At 68.6% G+C, this 23,030-nt stretch carries 28 protein-coding genes; all 28 read left to right on the top strand.

Annotated elements, in window-relative coordinates; all coding sequences use genetic code 11:
- Positions 1-3: 3 nt before the first annotated feature.
- A complete protein-coding gene (rplF, locus tag ACI3KS_RS13090; RefSeq protein WP_404918980.1) occupies positions 4-540 on the top strand; it encodes a 50S ribosomal protein L6 in 537 nt (178 codons plus the stop codon).
- 2 nt (positions 541-542) lie between these two features.
- Positions 543-902, top strand: coding sequence for a 50S ribosomal protein L18 (gene rplR / locus ACI3KS_RS13085; RefSeq protein ID WP_404918978.1), 360 nt, complete (start codon positions 543-545; stop codon positions 900-902).
- Positions 899-1,600, top strand: a complete 702-nt coding sequence (gene rpsE, locus ACI3KS_RS13080; protein ID WP_404918976.1) for a 30S ribosomal protein S5 — start codon at positions 899-901, stop codon at positions 1,598-1,600. The genes rplR and rpsE overlap by 4 nt, the downstream gene beginning before the upstream one ends.
- Positions 1,600-1,785 (top strand): 50S ribosomal protein L30, encoded by a 186-nt coding sequence (gene rpmD / locus ACI3KS_RS13075; RefSeq protein ID WP_067121122.1) that lies wholly within the window; start codon positions 1,600-1,602, stop codon positions 1,783-1,785. The genes rpsE and rpmD overlap by 1 nt, the downstream gene beginning before the upstream one ends.
- Positions 1,785-2,351 carry a 50S ribosomal protein L15 gene (gene rplO / locus ACI3KS_RS13070; protein WP_404918974.1) on the top strand — a complete coding sequence of 189 codons (567 nt, stop codon included), beginning with the start codon at positions 1,785-1,787 and terminating at the stop codon, positions 2,349-2,351. Before rpmD ends, rplO begins: the two co-directional genes overlap by 1 nt.
- A gap of 104 nt (positions 2,352-2,455) precedes the next feature.
- Complete coding sequence (gene secY / locus ACI3KS_RS13065) at positions 2,456-3,778, top strand: preprotein translocase subunit SecY (protein ID WP_404918972.1); 1,323 nt, start codon at positions 2,456-2,458, stop codon at positions 3,776-3,778.
- Positions 3,775-4,371, top strand: coding sequence for an adenylate kinase (locus tag ACI3KS_RS13060; protein ID WP_404918970.1), 597 nt, complete (start codon positions 3,775-3,777; stop codon positions 4,369-4,371). Before secY ends, ACI3KS_RS13060 begins: the two co-directional genes overlap by 4 nt.
- Before the next feature lies 1 nt (position 4,372).
- On the top strand, positions 4,373-5,221 hold the full coding sequence (map, locus tag ACI3KS_RS13055) for a type I methionyl aminopeptidase (protein WP_404918968.1): 849 nt from the start codon (positions 4,373-4,375) through the stop codon (positions 5,219-5,221).
- Positions 5,222-5,625: 404 nt separating this feature from the next.
- Complete coding sequence (locus ACI3KS_RS13050; protein ID WP_404918966.1) at positions 5,626-6,321, top strand: DsbA family protein; 696 nt, start codon at positions 5,626-5,628, stop codon at positions 6,319-6,321.
- A 179-nt stretch (positions 6,322-6,500) separates the two neighbouring features.
- Positions 6,501-8,009 (top strand): choice-of-anchor A family protein, encoded by a 1,509-nt coding sequence (locus tag ACI3KS_RS13045; RefSeq protein ID WP_404918964.1) that lies wholly within the window; start codon positions 6,501-6,503, stop codon positions 8,007-8,009.
- Between the two features lie 173 nt (positions 8,010-8,182).
- Entirely contained in the window at positions 8,183-8,404 is a 222-nt protein-coding gene (gene infA / locus ACI3KS_RS13040) for a translation initiation factor IF-1 (protein ID WP_017201569.1), read from the top strand.
- Between the two features lie 65 nt (positions 8,405-8,469).
- A complete protein-coding gene (gene rpmJ / locus ACI3KS_RS13035) occupies positions 8,470-8,586 on the top strand; it encodes a 50S ribosomal protein L36 (RefSeq protein WP_005050492.1) in 117 nt (38 codons plus the stop codon).
- Between the two features lie 155 nt (positions 8,587-8,741).
- The gene (gene rpsM, locus ACI3KS_RS13030) at positions 8,742-9,116 is read left to right on the top strand and encodes a 30S ribosomal protein S13 (protein ID WP_196384186.1); all 375 of its coding nucleotides are present in this window, start codon (positions 8,742-8,744) and stop codon (positions 9,114-9,116) included.
- Positions 9,117-9,148: 32 nt separating this feature from the next.
- Positions 9,149-9,547, top strand: coding sequence for a 30S ribosomal protein S11 (gene rpsK, locus ACI3KS_RS13025; RefSeq protein WP_045253826.1), 399 nt, complete (start codon positions 9,149-9,151; stop codon positions 9,545-9,547).
- Positions 9,548-9,695: 148 nt separating this feature from the next.
- Positions 9,696-10,685 (top strand): DNA-directed RNA polymerase subunit alpha, encoded by a 990-nt coding sequence (locus ACI3KS_RS13020; protein ID WP_404918960.1) that lies wholly within the window; start codon positions 9,696-9,698, stop codon positions 10,683-10,685.
- Positions 10,686-10,748: 63 nt separating this feature from the next.
- The gene (rplQ, locus tag ACI3KS_RS13015; RefSeq protein ID WP_404918958.1) at positions 10,749-11,309 is read left to right on the top strand and encodes a 50S ribosomal protein L17; all 561 of its coding nucleotides are present in this window, start codon (positions 10,749-10,751) and stop codon (positions 11,307-11,309) included.
- 297 nt (positions 11,310-11,606) lie between these two features.
- Positions 11,607-12,404: a sulfite exporter TauE/SafE family protein gene (locus ACI3KS_RS13010; protein WP_404918956.1), complete on the top strand. Its 798-nt coding sequence runs from the start codon at positions 11,607-11,609 to the stop codon at positions 12,402-12,404.
- A gap of 39 nt (positions 12,405-12,443) precedes the next feature.
- Complete coding sequence (locus ACI3KS_RS13005; protein ID WP_404918954.1) at positions 12,444-12,899, top strand: MaoC family dehydratase N-terminal domain-containing protein; 456 nt, start codon at positions 12,444-12,446, stop codon at positions 12,897-12,899.
- Positions 12,899-13,297 (top strand): MaoC/PaaZ C-terminal domain-containing protein, encoded by a 399-nt coding sequence (locus ACI3KS_RS13000; RefSeq protein ID WP_404918952.1) that lies wholly within the window; start codon positions 12,899-12,901, stop codon positions 13,295-13,297. Before ACI3KS_RS13005 ends, ACI3KS_RS13000 begins: the two co-directional genes overlap by 1 nt.
- Complete coding sequence (locus ACI3KS_RS12995; RefSeq protein WP_404918950.1) at positions 13,297-14,427, top strand: UDP-N-acetylmuramate dehydrogenase; 1,131 nt, start codon at positions 13,297-13,299, stop codon at positions 14,425-14,427. The genes ACI3KS_RS13000 and ACI3KS_RS12995 overlap by 1 nt, the downstream gene beginning before the upstream one ends.
- Before the next feature lie 8 nt (positions 14,428-14,435).
- A complete protein-coding gene (gene pnuC, locus ACI3KS_RS12990) occupies positions 14,436-15,038 on the top strand; it encodes a nicotinamide riboside transporter PnuC (protein WP_404918948.1) in 603 nt (200 codons plus the stop codon).
- Positions 15,035-16,108, top strand: a complete 1,074-nt coding sequence (locus ACI3KS_RS12985) for an AAA family ATPase (protein ID WP_404918946.1) — start codon at positions 15,035-15,037, stop codon at positions 16,106-16,108. The genes pnuC and ACI3KS_RS12985 overlap by 4 nt, the downstream gene beginning before the upstream one ends.
- A 4-nt stretch (positions 16,109-16,112) precedes the next feature.
- Positions 16,113-17,681 (top strand): AAA family ATPase, encoded by a 1,569-nt coding sequence (locus ACI3KS_RS12980; RefSeq protein ID WP_404918944.1) that lies wholly within the window; start codon positions 16,113-16,115, stop codon positions 17,679-17,681.
- Complete coding sequence (locus tag ACI3KS_RS12975; protein WP_404918942.1) at positions 17,678-18,361, top strand: potassium transporter Kef; 684 nt, start codon at positions 17,678-17,680, stop codon at positions 18,359-18,361. The genes ACI3KS_RS12980 and ACI3KS_RS12975 overlap by 4 nt, the downstream gene beginning before the upstream one ends.
- Positions 18,358-20,244, top strand: a complete 1,887-nt coding sequence (locus ACI3KS_RS12970; protein ID WP_404918940.1) for a VWA domain-containing protein — start codon at positions 18,358-18,360, stop codon at positions 20,242-20,244. Before ACI3KS_RS12975 ends, ACI3KS_RS12970 begins: the two co-directional genes overlap by 4 nt.
- A complete protein-coding gene (locus tag ACI3KS_RS12965; RefSeq protein ID WP_404918938.1) occupies positions 20,237-20,845 on the top strand; it encodes a phosphohydrolase in 609 nt (202 codons plus the stop codon). Before ACI3KS_RS12970 ends, ACI3KS_RS12965 begins: the two co-directional genes overlap by 8 nt.
- Positions 20,838-22,313: an AMP-binding protein gene (locus ACI3KS_RS12960; protein WP_404918936.1), complete on the top strand. Its 1,476-nt coding sequence runs from the start codon at positions 20,838-20,840 to the stop codon at positions 22,311-22,313. The genes ACI3KS_RS12965 and ACI3KS_RS12960 overlap by 8 nt, the downstream gene beginning before the upstream one ends.
- A 49-nt stretch (positions 22,314-22,362) precedes the next feature.
- A complete protein-coding gene (locus ACI3KS_RS12955; RefSeq protein WP_404918934.1) occupies positions 22,363-22,761 on the top strand; it encodes a VOC family protein in 399 nt (132 codons plus the stop codon).
- Positions 22,762-23,030: the final 269 nt, after the last annotated feature.

Here is a 23,030-nt window from a genome sequence, read left to right as displayed (position 1 = left end):
GAAATGTCGCGTATTGGACGCCTTCCCATCGACGTTCCCGCGGGCGTGACCGTTTCGGTCGACGGCCGTGAGGTGCAGGTCAAGGGCCCCAAGGGTGAGCTCACCCTGACGGTGGCCAACCCCATCGAGGTCGCGGTCGAGGAGAACCAGGTTCTCGTCACCCGTCCCGATGACGAGCGTGCGTCGCGGTCGCTTCACGGCCTGACCCGCACCCTCATCAACAACAACATCATCGGCGTGACCCAGGGCTACACCAAGGGTCTCGAGGTCGTCGGAACCGGTTACCGCGTGGCGCAGAAGGGCAGCTCGGTCGAGTTCGCCCTCGGCTTCTCGCACCCGGTCCTCATCGACCCGCCCGCCGGCATCACGCTCACGGTCGAGGGTACGAACAAGCTCACCGTCAGCGGTATCGACAAGCAGGCTGTCGGCGAGGCAGCTGCGAACATCCGCAAGATCCGCAAGCCCGAGCCGTACAAGGGCAAGGGTGTGCGTTACGCCGGCGAGGTCGTGCGTCGCAAGGCCGGAAAGAGTGGTAAGTAACCATGGCTCTCAAGTCAAAGTCTGACGCCCGCGCGCGTCGTCACGCCCGCCTTCGCAAGAAGGTCGTCGGCACCGAGGTGCGTCCGCGCCTCGTCGTCAACCGCTCGGCCCGCCACGTCTTCGTGCAGCTGGTCGACGACAGCAAGGGTCACACCGTCGCGTCGGCATCGACGCTCGAGACCGACCTCCGCGCTCTCGAGGGTGACAAGACCGCCAAGGCACGCAAGGTCGGCGAGCTCCTCGCTGAGCGCGCGAAGGCCGCGGGCATTTCCGAGGCTGTGTTCGACCGTGGCGGCAACCGCTACGCCGGTCGTGTCGCCGCCATCGCCGACGGCGCTCGTGAAGGGGGCCTGGCACTGTGAGTGACAACAAGGAGAACGAAGTGACCGAAGCGGCAGTTGCCACTTCCGAGACGGCCGCCGGCACCACGCAGGCCGAGCCGACTCGCGATCAGCGCGACGGCCGCCGCGGCGGCCGTGGTGACCGCAATCAGGGTGGCCGCGACCGCAACTCGCGTGACCGTGGTGACAACCAGTTCCTCGAGCGCGTCGTCACCATCAACCGCGTGTCGAAGGTCGTGAAGGGTGGTCGTCGCTTCAGCTTCACCGCTCTCGTGGTCGTCGGCGACGGCAACGGTCTCGTGGGCGTCGGTTACGGCAAGGCCCGTGAGGTCCCGCTCGCCATCTCGAAGGGTGTCGAAGAGGCCAAGCGCAACTTCTTCCGCGTTCCGCGCACCGGCAACACCATCCCTCACCCCGTCCAGGGTGAGTCGGCTGCCGGCGTCGTGCTGCTCCGTCCGGCCGCTGCCGGTACCGGAGTCATCGCGGGTGGTCCCGTCCGCGCCGTGCTCGAGTGCGCCGGCATCCACGACGTCCTGTCGAAGTCGCTGGGTTCCTCGAACACGATCAACATCGTGCACGCCACGGTGACGGCTCTGAAGCAGCTCGAGGAGCCCCGTGCGGTCGCCGCGCGTCGTGGTCTCGAGTTCGACCAGGTCGCACCTGCGCGTCTCGTCCGCGCCGAGGCCGAGGCCATCGCCGCACAGAAGGTAGGTGCCTGATGGCCGCCCGGCTCAAGGTCACGCAGATCAAGTCCAAGGTGAGCGAGAAGCAGAACCAGCGCGACACGCTGCGTTCGCTCGGTCTCAAGCGCATCGGTGACAGCACCGTTCGCCCCGACGACGCGCAGACGCGCGGTTACGTCAAGACCGTCGCCCACCTCGTCAAGGTTGAGGAGATCGACTAATGGCTGAGAAGAACGAAGCCGTCGAGGCCGAGAAGGCCCCGAAGAAGGCTGCTGCTCCCAAGGCTGCCGCCGAGAAGAAGCCCGCCGCCAAGAAGGCCGCTCCGAAGAAGGATGCTCCGGCATCCCGCCCCGGCGTCCTGAAGGTGCACCACCTGCGTCCGGTCCCCGGATCCAACACCGCCAAGACCCGCGTCGGCCGTGGTGAGGGTTCCAAGGGAAAGACCGCTGGTCGTGGAACCAAGGGCACCAAGGCGCGCAACACCGTGCGCGTCGGCTTCGAGGGTGGGCAGATGCCGCTGCACATGCGTACCCCGAAGCTGCGCGGGTTCAAGAACCCGTTCCGCGTCGAGTACCAGGTCGTGAACCTGGAGAAGCTCGCGGAGCTCTACCCGGCCGGTGGCGACGTCACCGTCAGCGACCTGGTCGCCAAAGGTGCGGTTCGCAAGAACGAGAAGGTCAAGGTTCTGGGCGGCGGCGACATCGCCGTGAAGCTCACGGTCTCGGTCGACAAGGTCTCGGGTTCTGCCGAGCAGAAGATCGTGGCTGCGGGCGGTTCCGTCAAGTAACCACTTCATAAGAGGGGTCGGAGAAATCTCCGGCCCCTCTTTTGAGTTACCCTGGTCTTTCAGCCATCCCTCAGGATCGGCATCCCTTTTCAGGAGGAACGTCCTTGTTTAGCGCCATCGCGCGGATCTTCCGCACGCCCGACCTGCGTCGGAAGATCGGTTTCACTCTGGCGATCATCGCCATCTACCGCCTCGGCTCCAACGTCCCGGCTCCGTTCGTGAACTTCCCGAACGTCGAGCAGTGTCTGGCGGCGAACTCCGGAACCGAGGGCCTGCTCGGGCTCGTCAACCTGTTCTCGGGTGGCGCGCTCCTGCAGCTGTCGATCTTCGCGCTCGGTGTGATGCCGTACATCACCGCGACGATCATCACGCAGCTGCTGCGTGTGGTGATCCCGCACTTCGAGGCGCTGCACAAGGAAGGACAGGCGGGGCAGTCGAAGCTGACGCAGTACACCCGCTACCTGACGATCGCCCTCGCGCTGCTGCAGTCGACCACGCTGGTCACCGTCGCGCGCAGCGGCCAGCTGTTCGGCCAGACCGACATCGCGGCCTGCAACAACCTCCTGACCAACGACGTGTGGTGGGCGCAGCTGCTCATCATCATGGCGATGACGGCCGGTACCGGACTCATCATGTGGTTCGCCGAGCTCGTCACCGAGCGCGGCATCGGCAACGGCATGTCGCTGCTCATCTTCACCTCGATCGCGGCGACCTTCCCCGGCGCGATGTCGCTCATCTGGGAGACGAACGGCTTCGAGATCTTCCTCATGGTGATCGCCGTGGGAATCATCGTGATGGCACTCGTCGTGTTCGTCGAGCAGTCGCAGCGGCGCATCCCGGTGCAGTACGCCAAGCGCATGGTCGGGCGCCGCACCTACGGTGGCACCAACACCTACATCCCGATCAAGGTCAACATGGCGGGTGTGATCCCGGTCATCTTCGCCTCGTCGCTGCTGTACATCCCGGCGCTGATCGCGCAGTTCAACACCCCGCAGGACGGCTCGACGCCGGCACCGTGGGTCACCTGGATCTCGACGTACTTCACCAAGGGCGACCACCCGATCTACATGGTCGCGTTCTTCCTCCTGATCATCGGATTCACGTACTTCTACGTCGCGATCACGTTCAACCCGGTCGAGGTCGCCGACAACATGAAGAAGTACGGCGGGTTCATCCCCGGCATCCGCGCGGGTCGACCGACGGCCGAGTACCTCGACTACGTGCTGACGCGCATCACGCTGCCCGGATCGATCTACCTCGGTCTGATCGCCCTCATCCCGCTGATCGCTCTGGCGACGGTCGGTGCCAACCAGAACTTCCCGTTCGGTGGCGCGTCGATCCTCATCATCGTCGGCGTCGGTCTCGAGACGGTCAAGCAGATCGACGCGCAGCTGCAGCAGCGTCACTACGAAGGGCTCCTCCGATGACGTCATCCGCTCGTCTCCTCATCGTCGGCCCGCAGGGCTCCGGCAAGGGCACGCAGGGTGTGCGCATCGCCGAGGCTCTCGGCGTCCCGGTGGTCTCGACGGGTGACATCTTCCGAGCGAACATCAAGCAGGGCACAGAACTCGGTCAGCAGGTCACCGCGATCCTCGAGGCCGGCGACCTGGTCCCCGACGAGCTCACCAGCGAGATCGTGCGCGACCGTCTCTCGCAGGATGATGCCGCACAGGGCTTCCTGCTCGACGGCTACCCGCGCAACACCCACCAGGTCGAGCACCTCGATGAGTTCCTCGGCGCACGCGGCGAGGCCCTCGACGCGGTGATCCTGCTGGACGTGCCGCGTGAGGAGAGCATCTCCCGTCTTGCGCTGCGTGCCACCGAGCAGGGGCGCACGGACGACACGCCGGAGGCGATCGCCCACCGCCTGGACATCTACGAGCACGAGACGGCTCCGATTCTCTCGGTGTACGGAGAGCGCGGCATCGTCGACACGATCGACGGCGTCGGCTCGCTCGACGACATCACCGAGCGCATCTTCGCTGCGCTCGACGCCCGCGGCCTGCGCGTCGCGGTCTGAGATGTTCCGCAAGTCGATCTACAAGACCCCGGCGCAGCTGCGGTCGATGATCGAGCCCGGGCTGATCACGGCGGCGGCGCTGGACGCCGTGCGACCGTTGATCCGTCCTGGGGTGACGACCCTCGAACTCGACACGGTCGCGAACCGCACGATCCTCGAGCGAGGGGCGGAGTCGAACTTCCAGCTCGTGCGCGGTTACCGGCACACCCTGTGCGTGTCGGTCAACGACGAGGTGGTGCACGGCATCCCGGGTTCGCGCGTTCTCGAGGCCGGGGACATCGTCTCCGTCGACGGGGGAGCGCAGTACCAGGGCTGGAACGGCGACAGCGCGCGCACGTTCATCGTGCCCGGCGAAGCGGATGCCGAGATCGTGGCGCGTCGGATGGAGCTGTCGCGGGTGACCGAGGGGTCGATGTGGGCCGGCATCGCCGCGATGGCGTCGGTCTCGCACATCGGTGAGATCGGTGCCGCGATCCAGGAGTACATCGAGGCGCAGGGTCCGTCGGCCGTGTCGGGGGAGACTTACGGCATCCTGCGCGAGTACGTCGGGCACGGCATCGGCCGCAAGATGCACGAGGCGCCGAGCGTCTTCAACTACCGCACGCCGGACCCGGGTGCCGAGATCAAGCCGGGCCTCGTGCTCGCGATCGAGCCCATGGTCACCGCCGGCGGCGAGGCGACGTTCGTGGAGGACGACGACTGGACCGTGTCGACGGTCGACGGCTCCGACGGCTCGCACTGGGAGCACAGCGTCGCCGTGCACGCGGACGGCATCTGGGTGCTCACCGCCGCCGACGGCGGCGCGGCCGGCCTTGCGCCGTTCGGAGTCACGCCCACTCCCATCGCCTGAGTCCGCTGCCCGCTGAGACCGACGGTGTGCGTGAGGCGGATGGTTCGGCGTGAGACCGACGGTTTTGCGCGAGGCGGATGCTCTACCGGTCGGTTTCGTGCAGGGGTGTCGGTCTCAGCGCGGGCGAAGGCGGTCTCACGCGAGCCGAGCGGTCTCACACGACCTGAGCGGTCTCGCGCTCGTGTGGAGGCCTGGGCGCCCGATGCCCGCACTCAGCGCTCGACCACCGCATTCGGTGCACAACTCGCCGCTCACATCGATCGTGCACGACGGAGCGACGAACGTTCGGCCGGATCTCAACTCCCGCATAGGAAACGCAAGGCAGAATAGACTCCGAGGCGCGCGTGCGCCCGAACACTTTCAGACCGGACTCACACGGGTGAGCCTCGACAGAACGGAATGCAATGGCAGTCGCGAATAAGAGCACCAACTGGTTCGTTGTGGGTGTGTCCGCGGCCGTGGTGGTCGTGCTGGTCGGGCTCATCGGTCTCGTGTGGTTCATGAACAACCAGGCCACGGCTCCGGGAGCCGCTCCGAAGAGCGACATCGTCAACACGGAGACCGGCGCGATCAGCTTCGGCTCCGGTGACGATGAGATCGACACGTACTTCGACTTCATGTGCCCGATCTGCGGTCAGTTCGAGGACGCCTACGGCGAGCAGCTGCAGACCGCCGCGGCGAACGACGAGATCACGCTGAACATCCACCCGGTGTCGATCCTGAACCGTCTGTCGACCACGGGTGACTTCTCGTCGCGGGCCGCCGGTGCCATGTACTGCGTCGCGGAGGAGGCACCCGACGCGACCCTCGACTACTTCAACCTCATCTTCGCGAACCAGCCGGCCGAGAACTCCGCCGGTCTGAGCGACGCCGAGATGAGTGCCTTCGCTGAGCAGGTCGGGGCGGGAGCCGCTGCCGACTGCATCGCCGACGGCACTTACACGAAGTTCGCCGACGACCAGACCAAGTCGCAGAACATCACGGGCACCCCGACGGTCGAGGTCAACGGCACCCGGATCGAGAACGCAGACATCGCGACCGAGTTCGCGAAGATCCTGGGCGGCGCGAGCGGCACCGGCTCAGACGGCTCCGGCGAGTGATCAGACCCTGATCCGCACACCGAGCGGCGGCGCACATCGTGCGCCGCCGCTCGGTCGTCTCTGCCCTCTTAAGGGGTCGCAAATCGACATCTGTCGAACAGGCGCGTACCCTCTATGAGGCGCCCGGACCCGGGCGCGCTTTCATGTGGCGCGTGATCCGCGCCGAGGGGACCTGGGGTATGCCTTCATCTGCTTTCCGCGCGCATCCGCGCATCATCATCGCCGGCACGGTCGGCGCCTTCCTCCTCGTCGGAGGGACCGTGACGGCCGCACAGGCCGCACCGCTTCCTGCGACGGTCACCGCTCCGCTGGGCGTCTGCACTCCCGACGGAGGGTTCCCGTACATCGACGGGACCACGCCGGCGCAGCCGCAGGTGCACGACACCGGAGTCAACACCTATGCCGGCGGGGACTTCACCGTCGCGGGCGGAGCCGCTGAGGCCGAAGGCCTCGTCGTGGTCGCGGGCGACGCCGTGATCGGCAAGGACTTCATCGTCGGCATCGCGATCGGGTCGGATGTGCGTCCGGCACCAGGGGAGACCATGCTGCAGGTCGGCGGAGATGTGGACGTCGCATCCGGATCGGTGCTCCGTGTCGGCGACTTCGCGATCCCCGGCGGCGCCGTCGCCATCGGCGGAACAGCCACCGCCGGCGGCATCAGCAACGCCGGTGCAGACCTGCAGACCGGACTCGGTGCCGCAGACGCCCTCGATCCCTACGCGGCTTTCTCGGCGCAGGTGTCGTCGTGGTCGTCATCGCTCGCGACGCAGAACGCGAACGGCACCGTGTCGGCGAGCACCGGCTGGGTCGTCCTCGACATGGCCGGCACCGGCACCGATGAGCTGCAGGTCTTCGACGTGACCGCCGAGCAGCTGAGCTCCGCCAACGAGATCCGCTTCAGCGGTATCGCCCCCTACGCCCCTGTGCTCGTCAACGTGGTCGGCGGCCCCGTCGCCGTGACGGCGTCGACCTACTTCTACAACGGGGCGGCGCTCACCATGTCGTCGCCGAACGATGGGAACATCGCGGCTTCGATCCTCTGGAACTACCAGGACGCGGCTGCGGTCGAGATCGGTGGCACCGGACAGGTGCCCGGCTCGATCCTCGCGCCGTCCGCCGACGTCGACATCATCGCGAACACCAACGGCCGCGTCTACGTCGGTGGAGACCTGACGACCCGCGGGCAGGGCAATGAACTGCACGCGTATCCGTGGGCCGGCACGTGCGTCGACGACGGCGAGGGCGATGCGGATGCGGATGCGGACGCGGATGCTGACGGCGCCGGTGCGGATGCGGATGCTGACGGCACGGATGCGGGCGCTGACGGCGCCGGTGCGGATGCTGCCGCGGACGGCGCCGGTGCGGATGCGGATGCTGATGGCGCCGGTGCGGATGCTGCCGCGGACGGTTCCGGCGCGGACGCGGATGCCGACGCTGCGGGTGCCGACGCGAACGCCGGTTCCGACGGCTCTACCGCCGACGCATCGGCCGACGGCACCGGCGCCGGCGCGGCCGCCGAGGCAACGGCATCCGGATCGACCGAGGTCGTGACCGACGCAACCGCATCGGACGGCTCGTCCGATGCTCTGGCGACCACAGGTGGGACGGTGTCCCTGCTCGTGCTGGTCGCGGCGACCGTGCTGCTCGCCGCGGGTGGCGTCCTCGTCGCCCGCCGTCGCCGGGTCTGACCCTGCGCCGACCGCGCATCGGAGGAGCATCCAGCATTTGCCGGATGCTCCTCCGTCGTCTAATATAGATCTTTGGTGCTTTGTGCCCTGTCTCGGCGTGTCCGAATCAGAGCCGCACCGCACTCCCATCACCCACCGCAGATCGGCCGATCTGCAGAAGCGTCAGCGAGGCTATGGCTAAGAAAGACGGTGTCATCGAGATCGAGGGCGTGATCTCCGAGGCTCTTCCCAACGCGATGTTCCGCGTTGAGCTCAGCAACGGACACAAGGTCCTGGCAACGATTTCCGGAAAGATGCGGCAGAACTACATCCGCATCATCCCCGAGGACCGCGTGGTCGTGGAGCTCAGCCCCTACGACCTGACCCGCGGCCGTATCGTCTACCGCTACCGCTGATCGGTCGAGAAGTAACACCCCAGGCGTTCCCGCCTGCCCGGTGAAGACAGCGAATAGGAAACATCATGAAGGTCAACCCCAGCGTCAAGCCCATCTGCGATCACTGCAAGGTGATCCGCCGTCACGGCCGCGTCATGGTGATCTGCAAGAGCAACCCGCGCCACAAGCAGCGCCAGGGCTGAGTTCTCGTCGGCGCAGCCGACGGATCTCGTAGATCTGACTCACAACTCAATACACACAACGGCAGGATCAGATCCCACTCCGGTGGGGGACACCTCGGGGCGGAGGCCCGGGCACCGATCCTGCTCCAGACCTCCACAACACCCAGGAGAACCGCATGGCACGTCTTGCCGGCGTTGACATCCCGCGCGACAAGCGCGTGGTGATCGCCCTTACCTACATCTACGGCGTCGGCCGTACCCGCTCGGTCGAGATCCTCAAGGCCACCGAGATCGACGAGTCGATCCGCGTCAAGGACCTCACCGACGACCAGCTCGTCGCACTCCGCGACTACATCGAAGGCAACTACAAGGTGGAGGGTGACCTGCGCCGCGAGGTCGCCGCAGACATCCGCCGCAAGGTCGAGATCGGCTCCTACGAGGGCATCCGCCACCGTCGTGGCCTCCCCGTCCGTGGTCAGCGCACCAAGACCAACGCCCGTACCCGCAAGGGCCCGAAGCGCACCGTCGCCGGCAAGAAGAAGGCCCGCTAAGCGCGGCCCCCAGGGACTAGGAGAACACTTTCATGGCTGCACCCAAGGCCGCCGCGCGCAAGCCGCGCCGCAAGGAGAAGAAGAACATCGCGCTGGGCCACGCCCACATCAAGTCGACGTTCAACAACACGATCGTCTCGATCACCGACCCGTCCGGCGCTGTCATCAGCTGGGCATCGTCGGGTGGCGTGGGCTTCAAGGGCTCCCGCAAGTCGACCCCGTACGCCGCCGGCATGGCCGCCGAGTCCGCTGCGCGTCAGGCGCAGGAGCACGGCGTCAAGAAGGTCGACGTCTTCGTGAAGGGTCCGGGCTCCGGTCGCGAGACCGCGATCCGCTCGCTCACCGCAGCAGGCCTCGAGGTCGGCTCGATCCAGGACGTCACGCCCCAGGCTCACAACGGCTGCCGTCCGCCGAAGCGCCGCCGCGTCTGATCGTCGTCATGAGAGGGGTGCCCCGGCACCCCTCTCATGACCGCCTTCGCGCATGGGGCCCGCTCAGCGGGTCGGCGGAAACGCCACAACTCAAGACCTCACCCCACCACATGTCATATAGCGGGCATGTGATCGAAAGGAACACAGAGTGCTTATTGCACAGCGTCCCACACTGACCGAGGAAAAGATCGTCGAGAACCGGAGCCGGTTCGTCATCGAGCCTCTGGAGCCCGGCTTCGGATACACGATCGGCAACGCGCTCCGTCGGAGCCTGCTGTCGTCGATCCCCGGTGCCGCTGTCACCAGCGTTCGCATCGACGGTGTGCTGCACGAGTTCAGCACGATCCCCGGTGTCAAGGAGGATGTCACCGAGATCATCCTCAACATCAAGCAGCTCGTCGTCTCGAGCGAGCGCGACGAGCCCATCACCGCGTACCTGCGCAAGACGGGTGCGGGCGAGGTCACGGCCGCCGACATCTCGGCTCCGGCCGGCGTCGAGGTCCACAACCCCGAGCTCGTGATCGCGACCCTCAACGACACCGCGAAGTTCGAGCTCGAGCTCACGATCGAGCGCGGCCGTGGCTACGTCTCGGCGACGCAGAACCGCAACGAGTACGCGGAGGCCGGTCAGATCCCGATCGACTCCATCTATTCGCCGGTGCTCAAAGTCAGCTACCGCGTCGACGCCACCCGTGCGGGTGAGCGCACCGACTTCGACAAGCTGGTCCTCGACGTCGAGACGAAGAACGCGATCAGCCCGCGCGACGCCGTGGCCTCGGCCGCGAAGACGCTCACCGAGCTGTTCGGCCTCGCTCGCGAGCTGAACGTCGAGGCCGAGGGCATCGAGATCGGCCCGGCGCCGGTGGAGGCTGTGAACTCCAGCGAGCTGTCGATGCCGATCGAGGACCTCGACCTGTCCGTGCGCTCGTACAACTGCCTCAAGCGCGAGGGCATCAACACCGTTTCGGAGCTCGTCGCCCTCTCGGAGACGCAGCTCATGAACATCCGCAATTTCGGCCAGAAGTCGGTCGACGAGGTGCGCGACAAGCTCATCTCGCTCGGTCTGTCGCTCAAGGATTCGGTGCCCGGTTTCGACGGCGCCCACTTCTACGGCGCAGGCGACGACGAGTCCTTCTGACCTTCCCGGATTGTCATCTGGCAGAGGCCAGCTGACCCGACCTTTCCTGACCAGGAGATAGATATGCCCAAGCCCACCAAGGGTCCCCGCCTCGGAGGCGGCCCCGCCCACGAGCGCCTGCTGCTTGCCAACCTCGCGGCTCAGCTCTTCACGCACAAGTCGATCAAGACGACCGAGACCAAGGCGAAGCGCCTTCGTCCGCTGGCCGAGCGTCTGGTCACGCTCGCGAAGCGCGGCGACCTGCACGCCCGTCGCCGCGCCCTGACGGTGCTGCGCACCAACAAGGACGCCGCGCACATCCTCTTCAACGAGATCGCGCCGCTGGTCGCCGAGCGTGAGGGCGGCTACACCCGCATCACGAAGATCGGCAACCGTAAGGGCGACAACGCGCCCCTCGCCGTGATCGAGCTCGTCCTCGAGCCCGTCACCCCGAAGAAGAAGGCCGCCAAGTCTGCTCCGAAGGCTGAGAAGGCCGAGAAGGCTGCAGAGCCCGAGGTCGTCGAGGAGGCCCCCGTCGAGGAGGCTCCCGTCGCCGACGAGGCCGCTGAGGCCGGTGCCGAGTCGCAGGTCGAGGGCGAGGCCGCTGAGGCCGCAGCCGCCGACGCCGTCGAGGACACCAAGTAAGCATCTGCTTTCCCGCGAAGCCCGTCGCCCCCTGGGGCGGCGGGCTTCGTCGTTTCCCGGATGCTGCGCCCGCTCGGATGCTGCGCCTCCGCCGAATGGCCGCCTCCGACCAGCGCTGCCGCGACGGATCCCGGATGCCGTGACGGATCCCGGAAGCTTCTGCCGAGAGCATCCGCTTCCCGTCATCCATTCCGGGAATCGTCACGCGTCTGGGCGGGGCACCCATCGCCTACGGCCCAGCCGTCACATGGCGCCCTCTGGCCGAGAGCACGGACGCCGCGAGAGTAGGGTTGACGGGTGAACGACGCCCAGATCTCCACCCGAGGGCCTCGCGCGTACGCGTCGTTCATCGGGATCGGCCTGCTCGCAGGTCTCCTGTCCGGTCTCTTCGGGGTCGGCGGCGGAACGGTCATCGTCCCGCTGCTCGTGCTGCTGCTGCACTTCAACCAGCGACTCGGTGCGGGCACCTCGCTCGCCGCGATCGTGCCGACCGCGACCGTCGGCGTGATCTCCTACGCCCTCAGCGACTCGGTCGCCTGGATCCCGGCGCTGATCCTCGCTGCCGGATCGGTGGTGGGTGCGCAGATCGGCACGAGGCTGCTGCCGAAAGTCTCGCAGACCGTGCTGCGCTGGGCCTTCGTCGGCTTCCTCGCCGTCGTCATCATCATGCTCTTCGTCGTCGTGCCCTCGCGCGACGCTCCGTTCGATCTCACCTGGGTGAGCGGCATCGCCCTCGTCGGCGTGGGGGTGATCACCGGAATCCTCGCGGGCCTCATCGGTGTCGGCGGCGGCGTCATCGTCGTCCCCGTCCTGATGATCGCGTTCGGCACCAGCGATCTCGTCGCCAAGGGCACATCGCTGCTCATGATGATCCCGACCGCGATCTCGGGAACGATCGGCAATCTCCGCAACCGCAACGTCGACCTCGTCGCCGCGGCGTTCATCGGCATCTCGGCATGCACCACGACCGCGCTGGGCGCCTGGCTCGCGACGCTGACCGAGCCGACCATCGCGAACCTGCTGTTCGCCGCCTACCTCGTCGTCATCGCCGTGCAGATGGCGGTCAAGGCGGTCAAGGGGCGCGGCAAGGGCTGAGCCGGAACGGCCGATCCGCGGAGAACGTAGGATCGAGGGGTGGCAGTGAACCAAGATCTCGTCGGCCGGCAGTTTCCGCCGACCGCCCCGTACCTCGTCGGCCGCGAGAAGGTGCGCGAGTTCGCGCGCGCCGTCTTCGCCGATGCTCCGCAGCACACCGATGTCGAGGCCGCGCGTGCCGCCGGCTTCGCAGATGTCGTCGCGCCGCCGACCTTCGCGATGGTCATCCAGGACCACACGCTGCAGCAGCTGCTCGCAGAGCCCGACTCGGGCATCGTCCTCGCGCGCACGATCCACGCCGAGCAGCGCTTCTCCTACTCGCGCCCCATCGTCGCGGGCGATGAGCTCACCGGACAGCTGTCTGTCACCGGCATCCGCATGATGGCCGGCAACGCGATGATCACCAGCGAGGCCGAGATCACGGACGCCGAGGGTGCTCACGTCGTGACCGCCACCAGCGTGCTGCTGGTCGGCTCGGAAGAAGGGGCAGCCTGATGCCGTTCACCGTCGGAGACGTCGTCGCCGAGCGCACCGTGCACCTCACCCGGGAGTCGCTGGTCCGCTATGCGGGCGCATCCGGGGACTTCAACCCGATCCACTACCGCGACGACGTCGCCGCGGCGGTCGGCCTTCCCGGTGTGCTCGCCCACGGGATGCTGACCATGGGCATCGCCTCCTCCGTCGTGATCGCCGCACTCGAGCCGGGGGCGCGTGTGATCGACTACGGCGTGCGCTTCACGAAGCCCGTGGTCGTCGATCCCGAGGCGGGTGCCGACCTGCAGGTCACGGCCACCGTCGCCGCGGTGGACGACACGGCGACCCGGATCGACCTGAAGGTCGTGTTCGCCGAGACGACCGTGCTGGTCAAGGCGCAGCTGCGCGTCGCGATCTGATGCGCGAGGTCGAGCCGATCCGTCTCGCGGAGCTCACGACGTTGCGCACCGGCGCCGCGCCGGAGCGCATGCTGGAGGCGACGACCACCGCGGAGCTCGTCGACGCGCTGCAGGATGCATGGTCGCGCGGCGACGACTGGTTCGTGCTCGGCGGAGGTTCCAACCTGTTCGTCGGCGACGCTCCGTTCGAGGGGACCGTCGTGCGCGTGCTCACGCAGGGCATCGAGGAGCTGCCGTCGCCCCACGAGGGTCGTGTGCGTCTGCGCGTGCAGGCCGGACACGGGTGGGACGATCTCGTCGCCTACGCGGTCGAGCGCGGTTACGCCGGACTCGAGGCGATGAGCGGCATCCCCGGCACGGTGGGCGCGGCCCCGGTGCAGAACATCGGCGCCTACGGCCAGGAGGTGCAGGAGACCCTCGTCGAGGTGGAGCTCCTCGATGAGAACACCGATGAGGTGGTGACCGTACCGGCGGGGGAGCTCGGCCTGGGCTTCCGCACCTCGGTCTTGAAGCATCACTACGGCAGCGTGCCGCAGCGCCGGGCGGTGATCGTCTCGATCACGGTCGACCTGCTCGTCGCCAGCGAGCGGATCGTCCGCGGCGAGCAGCTGCGTCGTGCCCTCGGACTGCAGAACGACGAACCCGTGCCGCTCACCTGGGTGCGTGAACGGATACTTGCGACCCGCGCGTCGAAGGGCATGCTCCTCGACGAGAGCGATCACGACACGCACAGCGTCGGGTCGTTCTTCCAGAACGCGATCGTCTCCGAGAGCGTGGCCCGCTCGCTCCCGCCCGAGTGCCCGCGGTGGCCGGTCGCCCCCGATCTGGATGCCGTCACGGTGATCCCGCTCGCCTCGTACGACGGACTGGTGCCGCAGCCCGTGGCGGTCCCGCCGGACGTCAAGGTCAGCGCCGCATGGCTCATCGAGCAGGCAGGAGTGCGCAAGGGCTTCCACCTGCCGCGCTCGCGCGCGTCCGTCTCCACCAAGCACGCACTCTCGCTGACCAACAGGGGAGGGGCGACGGCGGCCGAGGTCGCCGAGCTCGCCCGGTTCATCCAGAGCCGTGTGCACGCGGAGTTCGGTCTCGTGCTGCAGCCCGAACCCGTGCTCGTCGGCGTCGAGCTCTAGGCGACCGCGTGCTCGACTGGCTGCAGACCGAGTGGCCCCAGGTGCTCGGCTTCGTCACCGGCGCGATCTGCGTCTGGTTGGCGGGGCGGCGCAACGTGTGGAGCTACCCGATCGGCATCGCGAACAACGTCGTGATGTTCGTCGTCTTCGTCGGTGCGGGGATCTACGCCAGCTCCGTGCTGCAGATCGTGTACCTCGTCATGGGCGTGCACGGCTGGTGGCGGTGGACGCGCGGAGCAGAGCAGAGCCGCACCTACATCGCGCACACCCCACGCCGGGCCTGGCCCTGGCTGGCGCTGGCGGGCATCGCCGGCACGGCGCTGCTGGTCTGGATGCTCGCGAGCTTCACCGACTCGCAGGTGGTGCTGGCGGATGCCGCGACGACGGCCGTGAGCCTCGTCGCGCAGTACATGCTCAACCGCAAGTGGATCGAGAACTGGTTCGTCTGGATCGGCGTCGACATCGTGTTCGTCGGCCTGTCGATCGCCGCGGGGCTGTGGGTCATCGCCGCGCTCTACGCGCTCTTCATCGGTCTCTGCGTCGTCGGCCTTCGGTCGTGGCGCGGTGTCGAGGCATCGGAGCGAGCGCCCCGAGGAGCGGAGACGGCGTGAGCGGGCAGCCGGATGCCGGCGGGCACGGTCTCGTCATCGGCAAGTTCTACCCGTTCCACAGCGGGCATTCGCATCTCATCCGCGAGGCGCAGCGGTACAGCGACCGGGTCACCGTGCAGGTGCTCGGCTCCTCGGTCGAATCCATCCCGCTGGAGACCCGGGCCGAGTGGGTCCGCGAAGCGCACCCCGGCGTGCGAGTGGTCGCCGCGATGGACGATGCACCGGTGGACTTCGAGTCGGCGACCGCATGGGACGAACACGTGGCCGTCATCGCCGCGCTCCTCGACGGACCCGTCGACACGGTCTTCTCCTGCGACGCCTACGGCGGGGAGCTCGCTCGCCGCCTGCATGCGCGCTGGTGGCAGGTCGATGAGGGTCGGCGCATCAACCCCGTCTCCGGTACCGCGATCCGCGCCGACGTCGAGGGCAATTGGCACGAGCTCACACCCGCCGTGCGGGCCTGGCTCACCGTGCGGGTCGTGGTGATCGGAGCGGAGTCGACCGGATCCACGACTCTCGCCGAGGCGCTCGCCGCCCGGCTCGGCACCCTGTGGGTGCCCGAGTACGGCCGTGAGCACTCGATGATCCGCGAGGGCGGGCTCGAAGCCCCCTGGCGGAGCGACGAGTTCGACCTCATCGTCGACCGCCAGATCGCGCTCGAGGACGAGGCCCGCAGACGGGTGCCCCGACCCATCCTCGTGTGCGACACCGATGTGCTCGCGACTGCACTGTGGCACGAGCGCTACGTCGGTGATCGCGCCCCGCGTCTGTACGAGGCGGCCGCGCACCATCGGCCCCTGCTCTACGTGCTCACGGGCGACGAGATCCCCTTCGTGCAGGACGGCATGCGCGACGGCGAGCACATCCGTCACGCGATGCAGCAGCGCTTCCGCGACGAGCTCGCCGCGCAGAGCGCGCCCTGGCTCGAGGTGCGCGGCACGGTGGAGGAGAGGGTCGAGGCCGCGGCATCCGCTCTGCGTCCGCTCCTCGATGAGCACCTGCGGTTCGCCGTCCCGCTGGAGGCGCGGCCGATGCACGAGCAGCGGGCGATCCAGCGCGGCCTAGGATGATCGCATGCCCGATCGCTGGAGCCGTGTGTCCGCATCGCCGACGAACCCGGGCGGCGCGCACGGCGTCGAGCCGTTGACCGCTGAGGATCTGTTCCGGCCGCAGGCCGCCGCGGCGGTGCCGCTCGACGAGAAGCTGCGCCAGGTCTACTACTGGATCGTCAACCGCGCGGTGATCTCGCCGTACTACGACATGGAGTTCTCGCACGGCGAGCCGCTCACGATCGGTCTCGGCGATGCCGATGCGCGTATCTCACTGCCCACGCAGGCATCGTTCTCGTCGAACGTGCTCATCCCGCTGCTGACCTTTGCGGTCGGCGGCAAGTGCCTGCTGATCGGCGGCCCCGGACGGGGAAAGACGACCGTGGCGGTGCTGATGGGAGTGCTCGCGGGCACGGCATCTGACGATGTGCGCCGAGCCGTGCAGCAGGGGCAGCCGCAACTGACGGTGAGCGACCTCGTCGGCATCCCGTTGCCGCGGGACCTCGTCGAGGCCGAGCGGCTCAGTGACATCCGCATCGCGTGGCGCGACTGGCTCGGCCTGCCGGTCAAGATCGTCGACGAGTACAACCGCATTCCCACCAAGACGCAGTCGGCGCTGCTGACGATGGTGGCCGAAGGGTATGTCGAGAGTCACGATCAGATGCGCCGGACCGCCCCTGATTCGGGCGTCGAGAGCTGGTTCTTCACGGCCAACGACGACGCCGGTGGCGGCACGTTCCCCGTGATCCAGGCCCTGCGCGACCGCATGGACGTCACGGTGCAGGCCGCCGGTTTCAACAGCCGGTTCCTCGACGAGCTGATCACCCGCGTCGAGGCCGGCGAGAAGCCCGAGGAGCACGTGCCGGCGGAGCTCGTCTTCGACGCTGCGGCGCAGGTCGAGATGCGCGCGCGCATCCGCGCGGTGCCGATCCCGGATGCCGTTCGGGAGCGCCTGCGCTTCTTCCTCAGCCACTTCGAGTTCGTCCAGCACGGCGGCAGGCGCTTCGAATACCGCACGAAAGACGTGGTCACGACGGCCGGAGGCCGCGTCGGTGAGGTCATCGAGGCGAACAGCGGCGCCGACCTCGAGGTCGATCTCGGCGCGCAGACCCGCAACGGTCTCTCGGTCAGAGCGCTGCAGACGCTCATCCTGTATGCGAAGGCGATGGCGTGGTTCCGCGGCGAGGATGCCGTCGACCTCGACGACGTCGCCGCGATCCTCCCGTTCGTACTGCGCGGAAAGCTGCTGCCGAACACCACGCATCCGCGATTCGACGTCGGAGCCGAGCGTGAGCTGAGCACCGACACCGTGAGCTGGCTCGGTGACCTGTTCGCGCGGTCGTGCCGACAGTTCGACGCGCTCGGCAGGGGGGCGGACGACCCCACGGCGGCTCTCCTGGCCGAGCTCGATCGGGGGCTCGACGGCGTCACCGCGCTCGAGGCCTCGCGCCGGATCACCGTCATCGAGGCGGAGTTGCGTCGTATCGCCTCGGTCGGCAAGCTCTACGGCCGTGACTTCGACGACGTCATCGCGCTCAAATACCTGCATCAGCGCTACACCGCCTATGCGAGGTGGCGGGAGTCCGGTCGATGATCAATCGCCCGGGGATGCTCTCCAATCGCACACCGTTCCCCCCGGCCGGACTCCCCGACCTCTCGAGTGCCGGGCTGGACGCGACGGTGGCCGCGGCATCCGTCGAACGGGCGGGCGGGTCACCGACGCTGTTCGCCGGGGCGCTCGCCGCGGGACTCACTGCGCATCCCGCGGCGCACGACGACCGGGAGGGGCTGCTCGGCCTGGTCGCGATCGCCGCGTGGCGGTCGGGAGCGCTCGCGCTCCGCGATGATGCGCTCGCGCGCCTGCGCGGCGCGACGGATGCCGGACGGCGGCGTGGTGCGGCCGCGACCCTCGGGATCGCGGTGCACGTCCTCGACGAGTTCCTACGACGGCAGAGCGACGATCGCTTCTGGTGGCCGGAACGCGATGACAACAGAGGGTACGTGCTCGCCACCGGCGGGTTCAGCGGTGTCGGCGGTGCGTGGATCCGCCCGCCGGAGCGCGGCATCCGTCTCGCCGCCGACGGCGCGTTCGCGTTCCTCGTGGCGGGGGACTGGTGGCGCCTGGACTGCGATGTCTGGAGCGCGCAGCTCACCCCGCTGCGCGACCCCCCGACTCCGGCCGACGGCCTCGCCGACGGCCCGGCTGACGGAGTGGGGCTCGTGTTCGGCGAGGGAAGCCACCTCGCCTGGGTACGGGTGCAGGATTCCGCATGAGCGCGGATCGAGGACTGCCGGATGCTGTTCCGCTGACGGATCAGGCCCGCGCGGCCTGGGAGCGGGCTCTCGCCCTGTGGCGCGTGCGCGTGAACGATCCGGAGGTGCGACCGGGAGCGGCCGCCGTGCACGGAGCTCCCGCCTGGTTCTCGTTCCCGCCGTCGGTGACCGTCGATCCGCTGTTCCTGCACGAGCGAGGCCTCTCCGACGAGCTCTGGTCGATGTTCGCGCACGAGATCGGCCACCATGTCCTTGCACCGAGCACGCGGATCGATTCGCTGAAGATCCGGCACCAGATCGCGAAGGCGATCGCACCGGTCTCCGACGGTCGCCCTTCCGAGACGACCGTCGGGCGGTTGTCGAACATGTGGAACGACCTGCTCGTGAACACGCGGCTCGCACAACTGCAGCGAGCCGAAGCCGGCGCCGGCAACCCGCTCGAGATCGGGATCGTCCGGCTGGGACGCGCGCTCTACCCCGCACCCGTGGGCAGCGCGGATCGGATCTGGTGGGTGTACTGCCGCGCCTACGAACTGCTCTGGCAGTTGCCGCCGCAGACCCTGTGTCCTCTGGAGCCGCCCGCGGCACCGGATCCGGCGACACGACAGGCTGTCGTCGCCCCGATGAGCACCATCAAGGAGAAGCATCGCGAGAAGGAGAGGCTGCTGCGCGAGGCCCAGCAGGAGCGCGCACGCATCGATGCGGAGCTCGCCTCCGCGACGGTGGCGTCGCCACCCGTCGACGCGACCCTCATCGCCGAGGCGGTGCGCACCTTCCGCACGGATCCGATCGCGGGGGCGGCGCTGTTCGGAGTGATCATGGCGCCCTACCTTCGCGAGATCGCCCAGTCCGAGCATCCGCTCGCGGCGCCCGAGAGCGGGGCGGGTGCGTGCGCGGCATCCGACGATCCGCCAACGGCCGATGAGCTGGGACGGATGCTGGCCGACCAGCGGTTGCGGGACGATCTGCCCCGGCATCCTGCTCTACCCGACGACGCGGACGGTGGCGCCGATGCCGCGTCTTCCTCGGCCCCGCCATCGTCTTCCGACCACGGCCAGCGGCTCACCCTCGCGCAGACCCTGCGGCTGTACCCGGACTCCCACGCCGATGCCGTGCTCGCGGCCTGGTACCGCACCGAGGCCGCACCCTGGGTGCGTCCGTACCTGCGGCCCGCGCCGGAGCGTCCGGACGGCGGCATCCCCGGACCGATCGATCAGTGGGCGCTCGGTGACGACCTCGCCGAGATCGACTGGCCGCTGACCCTGCGAGGCGGTGCCGTGATCCCCGGTGTAACCACGCGGCGGCGCACCGAGCTCGACGATGTGCCGGTCCGCGTCGAGCGCAGCATCGACCTCGACCTCTACATCGACTCCTCCGGATCGATGGCGAATCCGCGGATCGGTTCGCCGGCCGTGCTCGCCGGGACGATCCTCGCGCTCTCGGTTCTGCGCGGGGGAGGACGGATGCGCGTCACCAGCTTCTCAGGCACGGGGGAAGTGGCCGGCATGGAGCGCTTCAGCCGGAACGCGAACGAGGTCGTCGCGACACTGTGCCTGTTCTTCGGGCGGTCGACCTCGTTCCCGCTCGACCTCTACGAGGACCGTTACCGCGGCCTTCCCGCACCGACCGACGAGGTGCAGCGGCACGTCGTCGTGCTGTCCGATGACGGCCTCGTGTCGATGTTCGGCGTCGGCAACGAGCCCTTCGCCGCGGTCGCCGCCTCGGTCCGGCGGGTGCTCACCACGGGTACGCTCGTGCTCATGGATGCTCGGCGGCGGGTGGCGGACCTCGCCGCAGCGAACGGCTACGACGTCGTGTACCTCGAGTCGATGGCCGATGCCCCCACGGCCTGCGCGGCACTCGCGGAGCGGCTGCATGGCTGACACCGGCGACCTGCTCGCGGCGTGGAGTACCGCCTGGCACGGTGAGGACGAGGCCTGGGCGCGTGCGCGTCCCGGCCCCTCGCTGGCGGCGGTGGCGGCGCGCCTGTCCAGCGTTCCGCAGGCGTTCCTCGACGAGCGGGTCTCGGTGCAGGCGCTCGCCGGAGACATCATCGGAGTCTCCCTGCGCTGTCTGCCCTTCGCCGGTGACCCGCGCGTGCGCCTCGGAGCCGCGATCGGGCTGTGGCTCTGCGCGAGCGAGGAGGTCGTCGAGCCGTTCTCACCCGCTCTGCCGCCTGCGGGCCGAGCGGTCGCGATCGACGCGCTGGCTCTGCGGGTCGCCTCGGTGGTGGATCCGACCCGGTGGCTCTCCGACGATGCGCGCCGCACCGAGGCCGCCCGGACCTTCCTGCTCTGGTGCGGATGCCTGCCAGCCGGAGAGGACGAGCAGACGGCGCGTTCCCTGCTCGCGGCCTGCGATTCGCTCGCTCGCGACCGCGCGCTGTCCGAGGCCTACGAGGGCCACCGGCACCGAGCAGAGATCGCGCGTCGGCTCGAAGAGGCTCGGCGCAAAGAGGCCGCGGCGCGGTACTCCAGTGAGTGACTCCCAGCTCGGCGCGACTCGGCCCGATGCCGCCGGCCGTGATGGTGCCGGCCTCGGGGTCGCAGGTCTCGATGCTGCTGATCTCGATGTCGCTGATGCTGCTGATGTCGATGTCGCTGATCTCGATGGAGTGCTCGCGCTCGCCGAGTACGCCCCCGGAGAGGCCGCCGTGCTGAGCGACTCCGAGCGCTGGCCCACGCTCGACGCCGCCGGGGCGGCCCGACTGGACCGGTGGCGACGGCATCCCGACGCCCCGCAGTGGACGCACGCCACCGGCGATCGACTCATCACGGCGCAGCTCGAGCGCGTGCGGCATCCGCTCTCCACCGACGGATGGCTCGCCGAGCACCTGGATGCGGCGCGGAGGACGCTGCGCTATCGCGACATGCCGGCTCAGGCGGTCCTCGAGGACTTCCCCACGATCGGGCGCGCCGACCTCGTCGACGATCTCGGCGCGTTCGTGCCGCTGGACGCGGACCTCGATCGGATGCTGCACGGTACGAGTTCCGGATCGACCGGTGCCGCGCTGCTCATCCCGGACGACGTCGAGGAGGTCGCGCGCGGGTTCCATCTGCTCGTCGCGCTCGCCGCATCGGCGGGGGCGTCGGTGGAGCCGTCCGGCGAGCGGATGGCGGTCATGAATCTCGTGCATCAGCGGCAGGCGTTCACCTACGTCTCGGTGATCTCGAGTTTCGCGCAGCGCGCGATGGCACGGGTGAACCTGCATCCCTCGGCGTGGACCGACGTCGATGCCCGTCGCCGCTTCCTCGCCGAGGCCGACCCGCAGGTCCTCAGCGGGCACCCGGCCAGCCTCGGTGAGCTGGTCGATGTGGGGCTCGACGACGTGCTGCATCCCGTCGTGATCTTCTCCGGCGCGATGGCGCTCTCGGCTCCGCTGCGTGCGCGGCTCGAGCGCGCCTTTCGATGCCCGGTGATCGATGTGTACGGGCTGCACGAGACGCGGCCGATCGCGGCGCGCAATGACGACGGGCCGTTCCGCGTGCTCGATCGCCGGGTGCACGTCGAGGTGCTGGATCCGCGGGCGGACGTCGCCGTGGCTCCGGGCGAGATGGGCGAGATCGTGGTGACCGCGGGTGAGAATCCGCTGCTGCCGCTGGTCCGCTACCGGACGGGCGATGTCGGGCGCCTGATCATGCTCGACGATGGTGGTGTGGGGATCGCGGATCTCGAGGGACGGGAGAACACGCGCTTCATCGCCGGTGACGGCGCGCTGGTGCCGTGCGTCGAGCTGACGCAGCAGTTGCAGGCCCACGGGGCCGAGGGATGGGCGGTGGAGCAGACGGCGGACGGTGGTGTGCGGGCCCGGATCGCCGGAGGGGATGCCGAGGGAGTGCGGCGCGCGCTGAGCGCCCTGCTCTCGGTGCCGATCGTGGTGGAGCGGGTGGGGCGGCTCAGCGAGCTCGGCGAGGGGAAGCCGCGGCGGTATCGGAGTGCCGTGCCGGGATGATGCGGGCCGGCTCCTGTCGGCCGGGGCGTGCCGGGCGTACACTCGCGGGATGGCCGGACTCATGCCGTATCTGCTGTTCCCTGGGAACGCCGCCGAGGCGCTGGAGCTCTACTCGTCCGTGTTCGGCGGCGAGGTGAGCGCGTGGACGTATGCCGAGATGGGTCGACATGACGGCCCTGGTGACGCGATCGCCCACGGCCAGCTGGCGGGGCCGGTCGCTCTCGCGGCCGCCGATGCGGGAGCCGATGACGACGCGGTGCAGATGAGCGGGATGTTCCTGTCGCTGCTCGGAACGGCGGATGCCGTGACGCTCACCCGCTGGTTCGACGCGCTCGCCGCCGATGGGCGGGTGATGGACCCGCTGCAGGCGCGCCCCTGGGGCGGGGTCGACGGCTCGGTCGTTGACCGCTACGGCATCCGCTGGCTGATCGGCTACGAGCCGGAATGAGCCGGCGCTCCGCGCGCATCCGCTGGTGTCGCGCCTCGCGTCCTCATGCCGGCGCCGCTGTGTGCCACCCAGGTGGCCCCGCGAGGGCTATGCCGACGCCCCCACTGGGCTACGACGCCCCCTCTCATTCACGTAGATGAGAGGTGTCATGTCGCAGGACATCGGTGACGTTTCTGGATCAGGACATCGGTGACGGTTTCGGGGTTCTTGGTGGTGACACTTCTGGGCTCGGATTGAGCGGTGACGAAGAACGAGCCGCTCGATCCCCG

Source organism: Microbacterium sp. ZW T5_45 (genome assembly GCF_044987415.1).
Lineage (GTDB): Bacteria > Actinomycetota > Actinomycetes > Actinomycetales > Microbacteriaceae > Microbacterium.
Note: the sequence above shows the minus strand (reverse complement) of the source record. Positions and strands in the feature narration are given on the sequence as shown.